Consider the following 18,175-nt stretch of genomic DNA (forward strand, 5'->3'; position numbering starts at 1 on the left):
GTTTCTCGACTCCTGAAGTCGAAAGAGACGGTGAGGGAGAGCACGGGACCCGGTCAAGGCCATCAGTCGGTAAAGTCGGCGAGTCCGAACCCGTAGGGACCGAAGTGCTCGCCGAATTCCTCGACCGTCATTCCGGTCTTGTCGAAGATGCGCTTCCTGTCCGCGACGGTGGGCGCCGCCGCCAGCTCCAGGAGCACGGCACCCAGCTCGCGCTGCGAGTGCGGAGGCGGGTAGGACGACGACTCCTCGTCGTCCTCGGAAGGCTCTTCCATGGTGTGCTTCCCCCGGTTTCTTTCGACTCTGGAGTGTGTAAAAGGCATGGCTGTCGCCAGCCGCGTCGGAATCTCTTGTGGCGAGTTCCGGGCGAGATGGCAGATCCATCAACAGGAACCGTAGGGCAAATCCCGGGGCCCGCGCCACCCTGTTCAAGTGCTTCGGTGGACGGAATCGGAATTCCAGATTCCGAACCGCGGTGTAAATGTCTTCAAACTCCACGAAGCGCCCCAAAGGGGACATCTCGGGCAGTCGATGATCAGGAAGGTTGGGCGAGGCTTTCGTCAAGCAACAATTGACGTCGGGCCCCATGTCAAATTAGCCTGTCCGTGTCCGCAGGCGCAACGGAGGATCGGGTGGGTCTACGTGGAGACCGGTGAGGAGTTCGGGCCCTGGCTGGCCCGCCAACTCAAGCTGACGGGCAGGACCCAGGCGGAGCTGGCCGAGGAGCTGGGGTTGACCCGGGCCGCGGTCTCGGCCTGGATCACCAAGAGGTCGGTACCTCGTCCGACCGTGATGGCGGAGATCGCCAAGGCGCTCGGGACAGATGTCGGTACGGTCCACATGCGTACCACCGACACCCAGGTCGGTCTCCCCGTCACCTGGTACCACCGACCCGGCTACTCCGACGGCGGACGCGACGGCGGCAACGCGGCGGCCTTCGCCTTCGACGCGGACGTCCAGGTGCTCGCCCGCGAGACCTGTCAGAACAGCCTCGACGAGCGGCTCACCGAGAACGACCGTCCGGTGCGCGTGCGCTACACCCTCCATGAACTCACCGGCGAGGCGCTGGACGCTTTCCGTCAGGCGATCCTCTGGGACGAGCTGCACCCCCATTATCTGGCGGTGTCGCAGGCGGCGTCCCACCAGAAGGTCGGACGTGTCGTGGATGCCGGCGTTCGTGACATGTTCGAGAAGGGGCGCCTGGTCCTGCTGCGGATCGACGACTACAACGCCTCCGGTCTCACCGGCGACGACTACGAAGACGGCAAGTTCGCGGCCGTCGTCCGACGTCAACTGGAGAGTCTCAAGTCGGGACGGAGTGCGGGCGGCTCCTACGGTCTGGGCAAGGCGACGCTCTGGGCGACCAGCGCCCTCGGCATGGTGCTGATCAACTCCACCCTCTCTGTTCCTCACGAGGGCCGCACCGAACGCCGTGTCATCGGACGACTGGAGCTGCCGTGGCGTTCCGTCGACGGCCGGGAGTACGCCGGCCCCGCATGGCTCGGGCGCCCCGACCCCGACACCCAGGGAGCCGAGGTCGCCCGCTCCTGGTGGGCCGACGAGGAGACGGTCGAACGCCTTCACCTCACCCGCGACAGCGGTGAACCGGGTACCTCCTTCCTCATCGTCGGCGCCCATGATCTGGCGAGCCTCGACCAGGCCGGTCCCGGAACCGACGACGAGGACGCGGACGACGACGGCACCCGTGACATCGGAGCCATGCACCGACGGTTGGTCCAGGCGCTGGAGCGGGACTTCTGGGCGGCGATGACCGGTGGCGGAAACCGACTTCCCCTTTTGGAGACCTCGGTTCGCGCACTGCGCAACGGCAAGGTCGTCATGGAGGAGCAGAAGGTCGACCCCACCAACACCCAACCCGCCCGTACCCGGGCGCTGCGCGCCTTCTACGACGGGGCGACCGTGGACCGACTCACCGAGGCCGGTCAGGTCGCCCTCCGCACGGTTCCGCTCCGGCTGCCGCTCTCCGGCGAGCGCCGCGGCACGCTCGGGACCCACCCGGCGGTCCTTCTGGTCACGGAGGCCGAGGACGCGGACGGCGTCCCGAACCAGGTCCACTCGCTGCGCGGCAATCGGATGACCATCAAGAAGTCCGGCGTCGCCGGCCTGCCGCTGGGTGTCAACGCCTTTCAGGCCGTGCTCCTGGTGGGGCAGGCCGCCGGGGAATCGGTTCCCTTCGCGGAAGAGGCGGAGGAGTTCCTGCGCGCGGCCGAGCCGCCCGAGCACGACCGCTGGGGCCAGACCGAGGAGTTGACCCTCCGTTGGTCGCACACCGCGCACCACCGCATCGCCAGGTTGACCACCGAGGTCAACGCGGCCGTGAAGGAACTGGTCGTCCGTCCGAAGCGCTCCGACGGCCAGGCGGGGAGCGCGAAGCTGCGGAAGGCGCTCACCGTCGCGCGGAGGGCCGCGCCGACACGCGGCTCCGGGCAGGTCCTGCCGGAACTGGACGGGCTCGACGCCCGGATCGGCGAGGGCGGGGAGTGGCAGATCGTCGCCGAGGTGAAACTGCCCCGCGGTGACGAACTGCCTGCCATGACGCCGGTGGTCCTGCTCGACGTGCGGTCGGGCAGCCGTCCCAGACTCGACTGGGCGGAACTTGTCGCCGTGGACGGCTGCGAGGTCGAGGGTGGTGTGCTCCGCTTCACGCCGAACGCCCGGCGGGCGGTCTTCCGGGGCTCGACCGATGTCACCGGTCATCCGGTGCGGGCCGCGCTCACCCGGCTCGTTGTCGAACTGCGTGCCGGTACGGGGGAGTGACGACGTGAAGTTCTATCCGTACAAGCGGCTCAACCGGCCGATCGCCCTTCGCGTGACCTCGGTGTCCCTGAAGCTCGTCGACGGCTCCAGGGACCGCCTGGACACCTCGGCCTACTCGACCCCGCAGCGGACCGTCGCCCTGGGCGTGGCGCAGCGCGACGACTGGGTCTCCGCCAGGATCGGTCTGTCCGCCACGCTGCCGCCCGGCGCCAATGCTCCTGACGCACCGTGGAGCGGACTGCGTGTCCTGGCGGTGCTCACCGACGGTGAGACCAATGTGCGTACCGCCGTCGATCTTCGGCAGGACGCCCCCGGGAGCAAGGAGTGGTCCGGCGACATCGAGGTGCTCCGTGACGATCACGTGGGCCGTGCCGGCCTCGCGGTCCAAGCGGTCGCCACGGTCGACGACGTGGTCGGTCGGGCGATCGCCGAGACCGGGGACGAGTGGACCGTCGACGTGGTCGCGGAGGAGCCGCTGGGCGGTCTGCGGCTCGACGTCAAGCAGATGGGTTTCTCCAAGAGCGCGCGGGAGTGGCTGCACTCCTACGCCGACGCGCCCTGGATCGTGGACGCCTCGGGCCGTGTACCGACCGTCCTGGTCAACACCGACATCGAGGGCTTCTCGGACCTGCTGGGCGGTGACAGCGGGGGCATCGAGAGCAAGGTCCACGAGATGTTGGTCTCCCAGATGGCCACCGATGTGTGGACCGCGGTGTTCCACAGCTCCGTCGGCGACCTGGAGGTCGAACCCGACGGCTCACCGGTCTTCCCCACCGACTGGCAGGGCGAAGTGCTGCGGGAGATGCTTCCCGACGTGGTGCCGGGTGTCCACGTCGAGGAGGCGCTCCGACAGGTGCATCGGCGACGTACCGGAGACGCGGGATGGGTGGAGCTCCAGACCCGCATCCACTATGCCGCCGTACGGCGTGCCGGGGCGGGCAAGGCGCTCGCCAACGCCCTGCGCGGGTTGCAGCAGATGAATAGAGAGGACAGCGCATGATCGAGAAGCCGTACCGACTTCCGCGGCGACTCGGCCTGTTGTCCGCGACGGCGGCAGACCCCTTCCTCACCGAGGATCTGCTCAAGGGGGTCCAGGGACATGCAGGTGTCGATCTCGCCAGGACCGTCGAACCGTTGTCGGCCGACGACCCTCGGTGGGAGGTCGATCCCCTCAGGGAACTGGTGGAGGACGCGATGCACGAGTTCAGGGACAACAGGACCCGAGCCGACGGCTGGTTGGCGCCCCGGCTGCACGCGACGCTCCGCATCACCCGGCGGGAGGCCGCGGACCGAAGGCTCTGGACCCACCTCGCGCTGGGCGTCGCCCCGGACTACGTGGCCTGGCGGCACCCCCCGGTGCCCGCGCCGGGCCGGCCCGAGCCGCGCATCAACCCGGCCCGGTTCCGGGGGCCGCTCGACCGACAGTGCTTCTCGCGCCTGTGGTGGGCGGCGGAGATGTTCCGCAACGGCAAGGACTACTCTCCCGTGGTTGCGGCCTGCGCCAACCAGGACCTGATCCACAACGCGCTGCGCCGGGATCTGATCGACCACCGGCCTACGGCCCAGGCACTGGTACGTGTCCTGGGACGTGGGATCGCCACCACCGGCCGGGAGATCGAGGGCCTCATGACGGCGATCAACGCCGCCGGCGCGACCCTCGTCTACGACGCGTTGGCCCCGGACGAGCCACGCGATCCCGAGGCTCTCCGGCAGTGGATCGCGGAGGCGGAGTCCGCGCCCCCGGTGCCGCGGCACTCCCTGCCGGCCGGGCCGGACGAGGAGCCGGTACCGGAGGGGGCGGTGGTCGCGCTCACGGACTGCTTCGCCGAACTCTTCGAGACTGCCCCGGTCAGAGGACGTGCGCCGCAGGCCTGACGAGGGGTCATCTGCCCGTGAGCGGATGCCCCTCCCATCCACCGTGCTCGCGGAGTTCGACCGGCTTGCCGGGCTTCCACTTCTCCAGTTTCACGACGGCCCGATCCAGCCGGTCCTCGACCCCGTCGGCGCTCAGCCCGGGTTCGAGGACCTGCCGCAACACGTGCAGAGCCAGTCTGGGCGGTACGGCGTTGCCGATCTGCTGCGCCACGTCGTTGCCGCGCCACGGGTACGCCACGGGGAACGTCTGGAGCACCCCCGCCTCGGCGTTGTTGAAGCGGTTGAAGTCGGCGAGGTCCTTGTCGGTGCCCTTGTGGACCACCCGGTTCCGCGACACCTTGCCCGTGATCGTGGCGGACGGGACGTCGTGGTCCCGTCGGCCGCGCGCCTCGGGGATGCCGCCTGTCCCGTAGTTGGAGACGACGGTGAAAGCGGGGCGATCACCCACCTTGCGTGAGATCTGCCGTGCCTTCTTGAGGGCTGTCTCCATGGAGACCCAGGGCTGTTTGAAGGGGAGGGTGTCCGCTTGACCTGTCTTCGACGGCGGGACGGAGGAACTGCTGCGGTGGTACAGCTCATGAGTCTCGGGCACCGTCGGGAGACGGCCGGTGCCGGCCCCGGGGAAGGCGGTCCGATCCAGCCGGGCCATCAGGACCGCGCGCCGTCGGGTCTGCGGAACACCGAAGGCCTCGGTGTGCATGAGCTGGGTCCGGGTCCGGTAGCCGAGAGAGGCCAACACCTCGGCGTACTTCTCCCACACCGGCATGACCGCCTGCACCTGCTCCAGGACGACTGCCTCGTAGGGGGTGCATCCCGGGCGCCGGCTCCGCTCGATCACCCACCACAGGGGTTGCAGGACCAACCCCGTGCGCTCGTCGCCCAGTTCTTCCAGCTGGATCTTCAACTTGCCGAGCTTGTTGTTCAGATCGCTGAACTCCTTGACCAGATCACCGAGTTCGCGATCCGTGGAGTCGATCTTCTGCGGGGTCTTGAGCTGTTTCACGAACTTCTTGACCTCGTCCGGCGAGGTCCCCAGTTGGTCCAGTCTGTTCCTCATGGCCTTGCGGATCTTGGCTCTGAGCTCCTCGACCTCGCGCTTCTCGGCCTTGATCCCTTTGGCGTCGAGCTCCCGCTGTCTGAGTTCCTCGGAGATCTTTCGCCAGGTCCGGAAGATCTGCCGCCAGTCCTGCTGGTTCTCCGGGCGTACGGCCGCGTGCAGACGCTCGATGTACTCCAGAACCTTGTCCAGCGCTCTACGGCCCGCCCCGTGCCCGGCCACGGTGAAAGTCTGGCAAGGGGGTCCACCGGTCAGTACCTGGGCACGAGGGAAGAAAGCCGCGCGGTACTGCCGGACATCGCCCTGAAAAGTGTCCATCCCCGCCGCACTGCGGGTGGCGCAGGCCCCGGGATCCCATTCGATGCCGGTGACCTGATACCCCAGCACATCTGCTGCCACATCCAGTCCGCCCGGTCCCGCGAACAAGTCCAGGATATGGAAATGCGCAGGTGGGGAGTCTACCTTCTCGATGTGGCTCATGGGCCTGAAGTTTAGACGGCGCCACCGGGGCGCTGCGTGTGTCTTGCTCAGGTGCGACCGGGGGAGTTCAGAGCGGTCGCGATGGCGGCTCCGAGCGCCCCTCCGACCGGTGGGGGAGTCGCGTGTCCGATCTGCCGGTACCTGGCTGTCTTCTTCCCGGTGATGTGCCACTCAGGGGGGAACGACTGGAGCAGGGCCGCCTGATCCACCGTGATCTTCAGCATCTGTGCGGGGTCCGCCGAGCGCGGCCATCGGTACTCCGCCCCCGGCACCTCGTCGGCCAACGAGCCCGCGTTCACCCCCATCCGCGCCCAGGCCCGCTTCGTTCCGGACGGGCCGAGATCCGCCCCGCCGCGGTTGTCCGAACCTCCGACCAGGGTGGGTGCCACGGACAGCGCCTGGGCCGCCCAGGCGTCGGCGTCGCGCCAGCCCCGGGCGCGCATCGACCGCCGCAGGGCCCGACCGACCGGGACATGCGCGTCCACCGTGGGCTCGGGCGGGGTGAAGGCGTCGAGCCATGGTTTCTTGAGCGCCACGAGAATGCCCTGCCTGCGCTCCTGCGGCACACCGAAGTCGGCCGCGTTCAGCACGAACCAGCGGAATCCGTAGCCGAGATGCGTCAGTTCGGACTGGATGAAGTCGCGGATGCCGGCGTAGGCCGGGGACTCGACGAGCGCGGGCAGATTCTCCAGCAGCAGGGCCCGCGGTTGGATCGAGTGGACCAGATAGACAGCGGCGGTGAGAAGGCGCAGCTCCTGGTCGCTGTCCGAACGCCGCACCGCGGCCGAGGACTTCACCCGCGGTAGGCCTGCCGACAGGAGGTCGACGTCGAGGGTCTCCGGGTGCTCCTCCGGAAGGAAATCGACCAGATCCTCGCGGACCACGCTCCAGTGCGGCCTGTTGGCCAGGAGCGTCTCGCAGGCCTGGAGCTTGTTGTCGAGCAGAAGCACCGGCGAGAAGCCCGCACTCTCCAGCCCGGAAGCCAATCCGCCCGCGCCCGAGCAGATGTCCACGAACCGAAGTCGGTCAGCCATCAGTTCCCCCTCGGTCCGTCCGGCCGTCCTGCTCCGGCGTCCGCTGCGTCCGCCGGTCCACCACCGCGCGCACCGTGGCCGCGACCTCCTCCGCCGGCATGTGCTCCCAGAACCGCAGCACGGTCCACCCTGCCGTCCGCAGATGCTCGGTGGTCTCCCGGTCACGGGCCATGTTCCGGTCCAACTTGGTGCGCCACCAGTCCGCGTTGGCCTTCGGGCGAGTGGCGTGCTGAGGGCAGCCGTGCCAGAAGCAGCCGTCGATGAGCACCGCGACCTTGGCCCGGGTGAAGGCCACGTCGATCCGGCGTCGGGGCATGTCCGGCACGGGGTACTCCACGCGATATCGGAGCCCGCCGGCGTGCAGCAGCCGCCGCACGGCCAGTTCGGCCTCCGTGTCCTTGCTCGCCTGTCTGCTCATGCGGGCCGATACGCCCGGAGAGGAGGGCGTCACACTGTTCACTGTCGTCCAGCCTCACGAACCCGTGATCTACGTTCCGGGGTGTCAACCTTCGGAGCCGGCACACCGTCAGGCTTGCCCGGTCCCGTGGCACTCCCCGTACGCATCTCCCGACCCACACCAACAACTGGCCCCCCGCTGAGGCGGCCAAACCACAGCCCGCCCCCGCGCAGCAAGAGTGGTCGCATACTGCGGCAACAGATCAACATCCCCCGGCGAAGCTCCCTCGGACGCTGCGAACGCCTCATAAGAAGGCACAGTCCCCGTAACGATCCCAAGGTTCGGCGTCCCGCTCGCCGCCAGCTCCCGCAACGACCCCTCTATCGTCGCGAGGTGCTCCTCGTGGGACGGGTACTCCACCGCGAGGGACTCGTACGCCCCCACCAGCTCGGCCAACTCCCCCTCGGGCCAGTGCAGTACGGCCACCGGGAATGGACGGGACAACGCCTCCCGGAACGCGCCCAGCTCCGCCCGCAGCCGCGAGATCTCGGCCTCAAGCTCCGCCGGATTGTCCGACCCCAGCGACCACACCCGCTTCGGATCATGCAGCTCGTCCAGGGACACCGGCGACGAGGAAGACGAGGAGGATGCGGGAGACAAGGAAGACGACGAGGACGCGTGGGCCGAGTGCAGCGTGTCCGCCAGCGTGTCCCACTCGTCGTGCGACACGCCCAGCATCCGCCGCACCCGGTGCCGGCCGTACAGCAACGGGTGGGTGGAGTAAGGGGGTTCGGGGACATCGGTCAGGAGCAGCGTCACGCCCTCCGTGAACGTCTCCTGCGCCGCCTCCAACTCGTCGTGGGACTCCAGGGACTCCGCGACGATCACCCAGGGCGCGGCATCGCGGGGGGACGCGGTCCGTACCCCGTCGATGATCGCCCTGGCCTCGGCCTCGTGGCCGTACTCCCAGAGGTTCGAGGCCTTGAGGGCCCGTACCAGATGGGGGGTTTCCAGGGCGTCCGCCGATGACAGCAGGCGGTCGTAGAGCGCGGTGGCGGCGGGGCGGTCGCCGGCCAGTTCCAGGTGGGCCGCGGCCTGGAGGAGCAGAGCTTCGGCGTCCTCGGGGTAACGGGCGGCGGTCCGCTCCAGGCGGGCCGCTTCGGCGGAGTGGTCGACGTTCTCGGCGGGCGTGTCGGGGCGCATGAACGACACGGTACTGCCGATGCCGACACAGATGGAGGCAAGGGCAGAGATATGCCCAGGTCGGCCGGTGAGAGTGGCGTGGGGGAGCGGTAAGGACGCCACCGGAGCCCGCCCCACGGGGAGCACGGGGTGACTTCTCGGGCTCCGCCGCCTTTACGACCGCCTCGCGTCTACACCCCTACGCCGCTACCCCGAGTCGCTTCGCCGTTGCCGACGCCCCGCCGTTGTCGGCGCCTTGCTTCTACGACCCCTGCGCCGCTACGGCCCTGCGTCGCCCCGCCCCCGCCGTCGCCCCGCCTCCACGACTTCCGCGCCTGTACGACCCCGCGCTTACCGGCGCCCCGGCCTTTCAACCCCCTCATTCTCTGCGACCCGCACGTATACGCCCCCTGCGCTTCCGCAACCTAGCGTCGCCGAGCCCGCGCCGTCGCCCCGCTCCCACCGACCCCGCTCCCACCGACCCCGCGTCCCTACGACCCCGCGCCGCCCGGTCCTCGCCAATACCGAGCCGCCCGGCTCGCACCGACCCCGCGCCTTACGCCCTCGCGCCGCCCCGCTCTCACCAACCCCTCACCCCTACAACCCCCGCCGCCCTACGACCCCTCCCCCTCCGACTGCCTCACCCGCCCCCGCCCCCACCCCGCTCTCACCACCCCCAACCCGCACCCCCCACACCGCAACCCCCATAACCCCCACCCCCACCCCCACAATCCCCGCCCCCACAAACAACGGAGCCGCATACCCAAACCCCGCGCTGATCACCAGACCCCCCGCCCAAGCCCCCACCGCGTTCCCCACGTTCGAGGCCGACACATTCGCGCTCGCCGCCAACGGCACACCCCCGGCCGCATCCGTGACCCGCGTGATCATCCCGGGGACGGTCGCGAACCCGAACACACCCAGCAAGAACACCAGGATCACCGAGGCCGGCCGACTGCTCGCCAGCACCCCGAACAACGTCAACGTGGTCGCCAGGCCGGCCAGGGACACCAGCAGCGTCACGTCCCGGTTGTGGTCCGCGCCCCGGCCGCCCGCGATGTTGCCGACGACCAGCCCCGTGCCGTAGACCACCAGCAGCCACGCCACATCCGTCGGCGAGAAACCCGCGACCCGCGTGAAGGTGTACGCGAGATAGCTGAACGCGCCGAACATGCCGCCGTAGCCGAGGGCCGTGGCCGTCAGGGTCAGCCATACCTGGGTGGAGCGGAAGGCGCGCACCTGCGTGCGGAGGTCAGCGCGGCCACCCCTCCCTCCCGCCCACGCCGGGATCAGGGCGGCGATGGCGATCAGCGCCACCGCCCCGATCGCCGTGATCGCCCAGAACGTCGCCCGCCAGCCCCACCGTTCGCCGACGAGCGCGCCGAACGGGACCCCCAGCACGTTCGCCACCGTCAGGCCGGTGAACATCAACGAGACTGCCCGCGAGGCCCGTTCGGGAGGGACCAGGCGGCGGGCGACCAAGGAGCCGATGCCGAAGAACGAGCCGTGGCAGAGGGCCGCGACGATTCGGCCCAGCAGCATCACCCCGTATCCCGGGGCCAGCGCAGACAGCAGGTTGCCGACGACGAACAGCGCCACCAAGCCCACCAGGACCGGCTTTTGGGGCAGGGACGCCGTCGCCGCCGTCACCGCTATCGCGCCCACCGCGACCGTCAGCGCGTAGCCGGAGATCAGCCAGCCCGCGGCCGCCGTGGACACGTGCAGGCCGCGGCTCACCTGGGGCAGCAGCCCGGCGATCACGAACTCGGTCAGGCCGATTCCGAAACCGCCGAGCGCCAGGGCGAGCAGGCCGAACCGCCCGCCGCCGTAACCGAGTTGGAGGCCCGGGGTCAGATCACCACTCCGTCGATCTGGAGCGTCTGCACCGCCCCCGCCGCGAACGTCGCGCTCACCGTCTTGCCGCTCACATACGTGTCCGAGTGGGAGGTGTACAAGTCACCTCCACCACCCGTCACCGTGTTCCAGCGCGGGACCAGACCGCTCGAACCACCCGCCACCGTAGTGAACTTGGACAGGTCGAAGGTCAATTTCGTCGACGACGAGCCGGTGTTGGCGGCGACGATCACCAACCGCTTCGCCGACGCGTCGTAGCCCGCCGCCGCGTAGCTCACGCCCGTGTCCAGGATCGTCATGCCGGGGCGGATGTGGCGGCTGAACTGGGCCATCACGTAGTACTTCGTCTGGACCGCGCCGGCCGTGAGCGTGCTCTGGTCGTACGCGATCATCGCCCAGCCGGACGACGGGTCCATGACCTGCCAGTACGTCCACGCCGTGGGGTGCAGCCAGCGGAAGTCGTAGAGCAGGTTGCCGGCCATCGTCAGGCCTGTGGAGTCGCTGTCGCCCGTCTCCGAGTTCCAGAGGGCCTTGCCCGACGTCGTCACCACGTCCGTGTAGAGCAGGTCCCTACGGCCGCCCGAACCCTGGTAGCCGTGGACGTTGACCCGGTTCACGTACCCCTTCGTCGTGGACGAGAAGGCGCTCCAGGTCGTGCGCGCGAGGTCGTAGCTCGTCTCGTCGGACGCCGAGATCTTCGTGCTCGTCAGGCCTCGGCTGTCCAACTCGCTGCGCACGTACGGGAGTACGGCCGCCTGGACCGTCGAATCCATGTGGCAGCCCTCCTGCGTACCTGTCGCCGTCCACCAGCTCGACGAGGGCTCGTTGAAGGCCTCCACCGTCGCGAAGTTCACTCCCCAGTTGTTCTTCGCGTAGAGGGCGACGGAGGCGAGGTGGGAGGCGTGCTGGCGGTAGTTCCAGGTCTGGAGGTTGTTGCCGCCGCCGGAGGCGCCCGACGGGTTGTGGTTCGAACACATCCACCACATGGGGGAGTTGGCGAAGAGTTCGGTGGTCGCGCCCCGCGAGGTCGCCTTCACCAGCATCGCGCGCTGGGTCGCGTCCGCGGTCCAGTCCCAGGCCGAGGACGTGGGGTCCTCGTTGTTCCAGTCCTGCCAGTAGCCCTCGATCTGCTTGAACGCGGGGATGTTGGCGGAGGCGACCATCGACTCGCCACTCACCGCGTTCCAGCTGCACGCGCCGAGGTTGTAACGGGCGATGTTCAGGCCCAGGCCCGGCAGCGAAGTGCCGTTGTACGTCGTCGACTTGGTGGTGAAGAAGATGTCGGCGAAGTCGTCCCGGGCGCCGAAGACGTTCGCCCACCAGGCGAGCGAGGTGCCCCAGCCCTCCCAAGTGCCGTACGTCGTACCCGGGTTGACCGCGATCGTCGCGTCGGCCCGTGCGGTACCGGTCGCCAGGGCGGTGCCGAGGAGCCCACCGCCCGCTGCGGCCAGCAGGGTTCTGCGTCGGATCATCTCTACTCCCGATTCGCTCAACCGCCGGTCGTCCCACCGGCGTCGGCCATCCCCCCGGCTCGTGCCATCAGGAAGCATCGGGTGTGGTGCGTGAGGTTGTCGAGGGTTGCGACACCCCTTTCTAAAACCCGTGTACGAAGGATCGAACGGGCGCCCTTTCCGGTCAACGGAGCCATGCGTCTGGTGAGTTCGCGAACCGGCCCTTATCGTGCGGCCCATGCGGGTTCCCGTCGTGCAGCACCGCGGCCGTCGACGCCGTGCGCTGGGCCGACGCGCCCTGTGGACCGGTGGGGAGTTCCTCGTCACCGCCGGGGTCGTCCTGCTCCTCCTCGTCGTCCACGAGCTGTGGTGGACCAACCGGGAGGCCCGTCAGGGCGCCGAGCATCAAGTACAGGCCCTGGAACGGCAATGGGCGACACCGGGTGCGGGGAGCGGCGACACCCCGTCGGCCAACAGCGGTCTGGTGGGCGGCAGTTCACCGCGCCGGGGCACCGCAGCCGGTGGCTCAACCGACCCCACCGGTTCCGCCACCGCTCCCCGCCGCTCCCAGGCCTACGCAGTGCTCACCATCCCCCGCCTCCACCTCCGCGTCCCGATCGCCGAGGGCGTCAGCAAGCGGAACGTGCTCAACAAGGGGTACGTCGGCCACTACCCCGGCACCCAACAGCCGGGCCAGGCAGGGAACTTCGCGCTCGCCGGGCACCGCAACACCCACGGCGAGCCGTTCCGGTATCTCCCGCGACTGCGCCTCAAGGACACCGTCGAGGTCGAGACGAGCGCGGCCACCTACACGTACACGGTCGACAAGATCCTGCCGCAGACCTCCGCCTCCGACTCGGGCGTGATCCGGCCGGTCCCGCGCTCGATCGTCAAGCCGTCCTACGGCTTCAGCCGGCCCGGCTACTACGTCACCCTCACCACCTGCACCCCGGAGTACACGTCCCGGTACCGCATGGTCGTGTGGGGCACGCTCACCTCCACGCGACCCCGCACGTGACACTGGGGGGCCGTGAACCCGATTCCGGTCAGTCGGCAAGTACTGGGTGAACGCTGTCCCTTTCCTCCGACCACACGGACCGTCCATGACCGATTCCGATTCACTGTGCCGCTCCTCCCGGGGGAGCGGCACCGCGCAAGCGGACACCGCGCAGCCGGACGCCGTGCTCGTCGCGGCCTCGCTCGACGAACCCGAGCGCTTCGCCGTGCTGTTCGACCGCCACGCGCCCACCATCCACCAGTACGTCGCCCGGCGCCTCGGCCGTGACGCGGCCGACGACGTCACCGCCGAGACCTTCCTCACGGCGTTCCGGATAAGAGCCCGCTACGACAGCGGGCGGGCCGGTGTCCGCCCCTGGCTGTACGGCATCGCGGCCAAGCTGATCAGCCGGCACCGCCGTGAGGAGGTCAAGGCGCTGAAGCTGCTCGCCCGCACCGGTCACGACCCGGTGGCCGAGACATGGACCGACTCCGCCGACGACCGGGTCACCGCGCAGGCCGCCTCCCGGCCGCTGGCCAAGGCGCTGGCCGCCCTCTCCGAGGGGGACCGGCACGCGCTGCTGCTGTTCGCCTGGGCCGACTTCACCTACCAGGAGATCGCCGAGGCCCTCGACATCCCGGTCGGCACCGTCCGGTCCCGGCTCAACCGGGCCCGCCGGAAACTGCGCGTCACGGCAGGTCCCTACCGCCCGTCCGACGGGTCCGACGACACCGCCGGTGACGCCGTCCAACCGCTCGAACCGCACGTACCCGAAGGTGATCCCGCATGAACGAGCCGGTCGATGCACGTGCCCTGCGCGCCGACGTCCCCCTGCCCGACAGCGACCGCCTCGCGCCGCAACGGGCCCTGCTCACCGAGGCGTTCCGGCAGGAGACCGCCGCCGGAAACCGACCCGCCAGGGCCGCGCTGCCCCGCCGCGGGTTCGTCCTGATGGGCGCCGCGGCGGCCACGGGCCTCGTCGTCACCGGCGGGGCCGTGGTCTCCCTCACCCACGACTCCCCGTCCGCCGCCCCCACCCCGTCCGCCGCCACCGGCGGCCGTCAGCTGCTGTCCGCGCAGGCCTCGGCCGACACCCTCGAACTGGCCGCCGCCACCGTGGAGAAGATCGGCGCCACCGAGCCCGGCCCCAAGCAGTGGGTCTACGAGAAGACCACCTCCTTCGATCAGGGGAAGCCCCAGAGCGGGGAGCAGTGGACCCGTTGGGACGGCACGGGCTCCGCACACCTGCCCGGCATCCCGGGCTCGGGCGACATCTCGCACTTCGACCCGAACAAACTCCAGGTCTGGTACGGCCCCAACCAGGAGGAGAAGTGGAAGAAGGAGGGCTACGACGACCGGTCCCAGCGCCAGTTCTACCGCTTCCTCGCGACCCTCCCGAGCGACCCCGACCGCATGATGGCCGCCATCCGCAAGGAGCACGCCCTCGGCGACATCAAGGGGGAGAGCGCGGCGCAGCGCGACTGGCGGGAGATCGACGTCCTCTACCGTTCCGTCCTGATCCCGCCGAACGCGCAGGCCGGTCTGTTCCGGGCGCTCGCCAAGATCCCCGGCGCCCGGGTGGAGAAGGGCGTCAAGGACCCCCTCGGGCGGGCGGCCATCGGCGTCACCGTGACCTACGCCAAGCCCAGCGCCTCGGGCTGGCAGGGCAAGCAGGAGCTGTTCTTCGACCCGAAGACGTACGCGTACCTGGGGGAGACCAGGCACGCCGCGCCGGTCGAGATCCCCAAGGGCGCCGACGGCCGCCCGTACGCGGTGGCGTCGCCCGCGCCGGGCACGGACCCCGACGAGATGATCACGGCCCGCGCCGCATGGGGCGTCGTGGACAAACCGGGGGAGCGCCCCTGACCCTGAGACGCGCCGGGGGAGCGCCCCTGTGGAACGCCGGGGTGGGCGCGGGCGGGGTGCGGACACCTCACACACCTCACCTACCTCACGCGCGCTCCCGCAGCACGCCCACACTCACCGCCGCCACCACAGCGAGCCCCGCCGACACCACCATCGCGATGTCCGCACCCCGGGCAAGCCCACCTCCCGCCGACGTGGCGATCGCGATGGTCAGCGCGACCCCGGCGCACGAGCCGATGTAGCGGAACGTCTGCTGGGCGCCGGAGCCCATCGCGGCCCGGGCCGCCGGTACGGACTCGACGGACAGCAACGGCAGCGCGGCGTTCAGCAGGCCACTGCCGACGCCCGCGATCACCAGTCCCGGCAGCAGCCGTAGCCAGGAACCGGAGTCCAGCGCCCCCAGCATCGTCAGGACGCCGGCCGCGTGGAGCAGGAAACCCAGGGCGAGTTGGTGCCGGGGCGAGACGCGGCCGGCGAGGCGGCGGGCCTGGAGGGCGACCGCGAAGGACAGGCCCGACCAGAGGAGGAACAGCCAGGCCGTGTCCATCGCGGACAGGCCCAGCGTCTGCTGCAACAGCGCCGGCAGGAAGCTGAACAGGCCGATCACCGCGAAGCCCGTGAACAGGCCGCCCGCCGAGGACGCCAGGAAGAGGCGGTGGCGCAGCAGGCTCAGGTCGATCATCGGGGTCGCGATCCGGCGTTCCACCAGCGCGAAGACGCCGACGAGTACCACGGCAGCCAGTGCCAGCAGGCCCACCGGTGCCCGCAGCCAGCCGTCGCGGCCCAGGGTGAGGGCGGCGACGAGGGCGACCAGGGCCAGTCCGAAGGTGACCGCGCCCGCCAGGTCGGGGCGTCCGCCACGCGGCGCGCGGGACTCGGACAATGTACGGACGCCGAGGGCCGCCACGACGATCGCCGCCGCGCCGAGCACGGCGTAGATCAGCCGCCAGTCCGGCATCGCGCCCGCGACCAGCGGGCCGACGGCTATGCCGCCGCTGACGAACGCGCCCCACACGCCGGTCGCGTGCAGACGGCCGCGCGGGGTCGGGAAGGCGTGCACGATCAGGCCCAGGCTGCTGGCGAGCAGCGCCGCGCTGGACGCGCCCTGCGCGATCCGGGTCAGCGTGAACAGCCAGGTCGAGGACGTGAGCGCGGACAGCGCGGTGGTGATGCCCAGCGCGAAGGTGCCGGCGAGGAAGGTCCGGCGGCGGCCGTAGTCGTCGGCGAGGCTGCCGGCGACCAGGAGCAGTGCGGCGAGGCCGAGCGGGGTGCCGTTCAGGAGCCAGGCCTGGGCGGAGAGCGGGGTGTGCAGGGCGGCGGCGATGTCGGGGAGCGTGACCATCGGCGCGGTGTACGTCATCAGCGCCACGGCGGTGGCCGCGCTGGTCAGGGCGAGGGTGGCGCGGGGGTGCGGCACGCTCCGCCCGGAGACCTCGGGGGCCTTCGTCACCTCGGCGACCTGGGCAGCTTCATCGAGGGTTCGTTCATTGAACCTAGTCATGGGGGGCACGGTAGCACCTTAGGTTCGTTCATTGAACTTACTGTCGGAAAGTGGCTACAGTGGAGGACATGTCACTAGGCAAGGACTACGCGGGACAGGAATGCTCGATGGCCGGGGCGCTGGAGGTCGTCGGCGAGCGCTGGACGCTGCTCGTCGTCCGGGACGCCCTCTACGGCGTACGGCGCTACAACGACTTCCTCGCCCACCTCGGCATCCCGCGCGCGGTCCTCGCCGGCCGCCTCCAGGCCCTCACGGCCGAGGGCATCCTCGAAAAACGCCGGTACCAGGAGTCCCCGCCGCGCGACGAGTACGTCATCACCGAGCGCGGGATCGCCCTGTGGCCGGTGCTGCGCTCGCTCGGCCGGTGGAAGCGCGAGCAGTACGGTGAGACGCAGCTGCGCTACTTCCGGCACGCGGACTGCGGCACCGAACTCGGCTCCTACGGCGAGTGCCCCACCTGCGCCGTCATCGTCCCCGTCGCGGATGTCATCATGGACCCGGGCCCCGGACTCGATCCGGACCCGGCGGATCCGGTCAGCCGGGCGTTCCTCAAACCGAGGCGACTGCTCCAGCCGATCGAGCCGGATCCGGTATAACGGACAGACGGACAGTACGAGAACGGCAGTCGAGGGAGGGAGCGGACCCATGAACCAGCGTCGGGCGAGCGCCCTGCTGCTCCTCTTCCTGCTCCCGATCGTGCTGGTGGACACCGGCAGCCTCCCGGCCGCCGTCGCGCTCGCCGCGACCGGTACCGCCCTCGCCGTCTGCGCCCTCCTCACCGCGCGCAGCGCGCCCGCCGTACCGCCCACCCGGGTCCGTACGGCCATCCGCGACCGGGCCCGCCGTACGGCGTTCCTGCCTCAGCGAGACCCCGACGCCTCGGGCCGCCCACGCCCCCGAGCCCCCGGACACACCCTCCGGACGACCACCGCGTAAGGCACCTCTTTCTGCCGCCCCGCGCTGAGGGTCGTCCCGTCGCCATGCCCACTCCCGGCACGACGAGACCCACGGAGGGCTCACCCATGTCCGTTTTCGCTGCCCTGGTCGACCAACTCGCCGACCTGCTCCACCCGTTGTTCGGTACGGCCGCGGCCGCCGCCGCGATCGTCCTGTTCACCGCTCTCGTACGACTCCTCGTGCATCCCCTGTCGCGGGCCGCCGCGCGTGGGCAGCAGGCCCGGGCCCAACTCCAGCCGCGTGTCGCCGAGTTGCGGAAGCGGTACGCGAAGCAGCCCGAGAAGCTGCAGAAGGCCGTACTCGACCTGCACGCAGAGGAGAAGGTGTCCCCGCTGTCCGGGATCCTGCCGAGCCTGCTCCAACTCCCGGCGTTCTTCCTCCTCTACCGCCTGTTCTCCGGTGGCGGCGACGGCCTGCTCTCCCACCAGCTGTTCGCCGCGCCGCTCGGCGGACGCTGGGCCGACGCGCTCGCCGGGGACGGGATGTTCGGACCGGCCGGGCTCGTCTACGTCGGGCTGTTCCTCGTCGTCGTCGCGGTCGCGACCTTCACCTACGTCCGCACCCGGCGCGCGGCCGCCGTCGCCCCGGCCGGCACCGGTACCGGCGCCCTCGGGAAGGTGCTGCCGCTCCTCTCCTACGGCACGCTGATCACCGTGGCCGTCGTGCCGCTCGCCGTCGCGCTGTACGTGGTGACCAGCGCGGCCTGGAGCGCCGTAGAACGGGCGGTTCTTTACACGTGACGGCAGCCT

The 18,175-nt window shown here is 70.2% G+C and carries 17 protein-coding genes; 9 read left to right on the top strand and 8 right to left on the bottom strand.

The genetic code is table 11. From position 1 onward, the window contains the following. Positions 1–62: 62 nt before the first annotated feature. Entirely contained in the window at positions 63–272 is a 210-nt protein-coding gene (locus OG194_RS29060) for a hypothetical protein (protein WP_327403725.1), read from the bottom strand. Between the two features lie 367 nt (positions 273–639). Here OG194_RS29060 and OG194_RS29065 point away from each other — a divergent pair, with 367 nt between their 5' ends. Genes OG194_RS29065 through OG194_RS29075 form a run of 3 tightly spaced genes read left to right on the top strand, consistent with a single transcriptional unit; the run spans position 640 to position 4,650 of the window. Then, positions 640–2,775, top strand: a complete 2,136-nt coding sequence (locus tag OG194_RS29065) for a helix-turn-helix domain-containing protein (RefSeq protein ID WP_327403726.1) — start codon at positions 640–642, stop codon at positions 2,773–2,775. 4 nt (positions 2,776–2,779) lie between these two features. Continuing rightward, entirely contained in the window at positions 2,780–3,775 is a 996-nt protein-coding gene (locus tag OG194_RS29070) for a hypothetical protein (protein WP_327403727.1), read from the top strand. Continuing rightward, on the top strand, positions 3,772–4,650 hold the full coding sequence (locus OG194_RS29075) for a DUF6339 family protein (protein WP_327403728.1): 879 nt from the start codon (positions 3,772–3,774) through the stop codon (positions 4,648–4,650). Before OG194_RS29070 ends, OG194_RS29075 begins: the two co-directional genes overlap by 4 nt. Before the next feature lie 7 nt (positions 4,651–4,657). Here the strand turns inward: OG194_RS29075 and OG194_RS29080 are convergent, their stop codons facing one another. The 6 genes from OG194_RS29080 to OG194_RS29105 form a co-directional block, all read right to left on the bottom strand. Next, positions 4,658–6,187, bottom strand: coding sequence for a DNA cytosine methyltransferase (locus OG194_RS29080; protein ID WP_327403729.1), 1,530 nt, complete (start codon positions 6,185–6,187; stop codon positions 4,658–4,660). Between the two features lie 47 nt (positions 6,188–6,234). Continuing rightward, positions 6,235–7,221, bottom strand: a complete 987-nt coding sequence (locus tag OG194_RS29085) for a DNA cytosine methyltransferase (protein WP_327403730.1) — start codon at positions 7,219–7,221, stop codon at positions 6,235–6,237. Next, positions 7,214–7,639, bottom strand: coding sequence for a very short patch repair endonuclease (locus OG194_RS29090; protein ID WP_327403731.1), 426 nt, complete (start codon positions 7,637–7,639; stop codon positions 7,214–7,216). Before OG194_RS29090 ends, OG194_RS29085 begins: the two co-directional genes overlap by 8 nt. A gap of 108 nt (positions 7,640–7,747) precedes the next feature. Then, positions 7,748–8,821: an SEC-C domain-containing protein gene (locus OG194_RS29095; protein ID WP_327403732.1), complete on the bottom strand. Its 1,074-nt coding sequence runs from the start codon at positions 8,819–8,821 to the stop codon at positions 7,748–7,750. 576 nt (positions 8,822–9,397) lie between these two features. After that, positions 9,398–10,609, bottom strand: a complete 1,212-nt coding sequence (locus OG194_RS29100) for an MFS transporter (RefSeq protein ID WP_327407244.1) — start codon at positions 10,607–10,609, stop codon at positions 9,398–9,400. Between the two features lie 41 nt (positions 10,610–10,650). Next, entirely contained in the window at positions 10,651–12,126 is a 1,476-nt protein-coding gene (locus OG194_RS29105; protein WP_327403733.1) for a beta-1,6-galactanase, read from the bottom strand. Positions 12,127–12,343: 217 nt separating this feature from the next. Here OG194_RS29105 and OG194_RS29110 point away from each other — a divergent pair, with 217 nt between their 5' ends. From OG194_RS29110 to OG194_RS29120, 3 genes are all read left to right on the top strand, one after another. Further along, positions 12,344–13,123 carry a class E sortase gene (locus OG194_RS29110; protein ID WP_327403734.1) on the top strand — a complete coding sequence of 260 codons (780 nt, stop codon included), beginning with the start codon at positions 12,344–12,346 and terminating at the stop codon, positions 13,121–13,123. An 85-nt stretch (positions 13,124–13,208) separates the two neighbouring features. Beyond that, the gene (locus OG194_RS29115) at positions 13,209–13,892 is read left to right on the top strand and encodes an RNA polymerase sigma factor (protein ID WP_327403735.1); all 684 of its coding nucleotides are present in this window, start codon (positions 13,209–13,211) and stop codon (positions 13,890–13,892) included. Further along, a complete protein-coding gene (locus OG194_RS29120; protein WP_327403736.1) occupies positions 13,889–14,968 on the top strand; it encodes a CU044_5270 family protein in 1,080 nt (359 codons plus the stop codon). Before OG194_RS29115 ends, OG194_RS29120 begins: the two co-directional genes overlap by 4 nt. Before the next feature lie 85 nt (positions 14,969–15,053). Here OG194_RS29120 and OG194_RS29125 read toward each other — a convergent pair whose 3' ends face one another. After that, complete coding sequence (locus OG194_RS29125; RefSeq protein ID WP_327403737.1) at positions 15,054–16,469, bottom strand: MFS transporter; 1,416 nt, start codon at positions 16,467–16,469, stop codon at positions 15,054–15,056. A gap of 68 nt (positions 16,470–16,537) precedes the next feature. Between OG194_RS29125 and OG194_RS29130 the strand changes: the two genes are divergently transcribed. From OG194_RS29130 to OG194_RS29140, 3 genes are all read left to right on the top strand, one after another. Continuing rightward, entirely contained in the window at positions 16,538–17,065 is a 528-nt protein-coding gene (locus tag OG194_RS29130; RefSeq protein WP_327403738.1) for a winged helix-turn-helix transcriptional regulator, read from the top strand. 49 nt (positions 17,066–17,114) lie between these two features. Further along, positions 17,115–17,405 carry a DUF6412 domain-containing protein gene (locus tag OG194_RS29135; protein ID WP_327403739.1) on the top strand — a complete coding sequence of 97 codons (291 nt, stop codon included), beginning with the start codon at positions 17,115–17,117 and terminating at the stop codon, positions 17,403–17,405. A gap of 86 nt (positions 17,406–17,491) precedes the next feature. Continuing rightward, positions 17,492–18,166 (top strand): YidC/Oxa1 family membrane protein insertase, encoded by a 675-nt coding sequence (locus tag OG194_RS29140; protein WP_327403740.1) that lies wholly within the window; start codon positions 17,492–17,494, stop codon positions 18,164–18,166. Positions 18,167–18,175 lie beyond the last annotated feature (9 nt).

Source organism: Streptomyces sp. NBC_01288 (assembly GCF_035982055.1).
Taxonomy (GTDB): Bacteria; Actinomycetota; Actinomycetes; order Streptomycetales; family Streptomycetaceae; genus Streptomyces.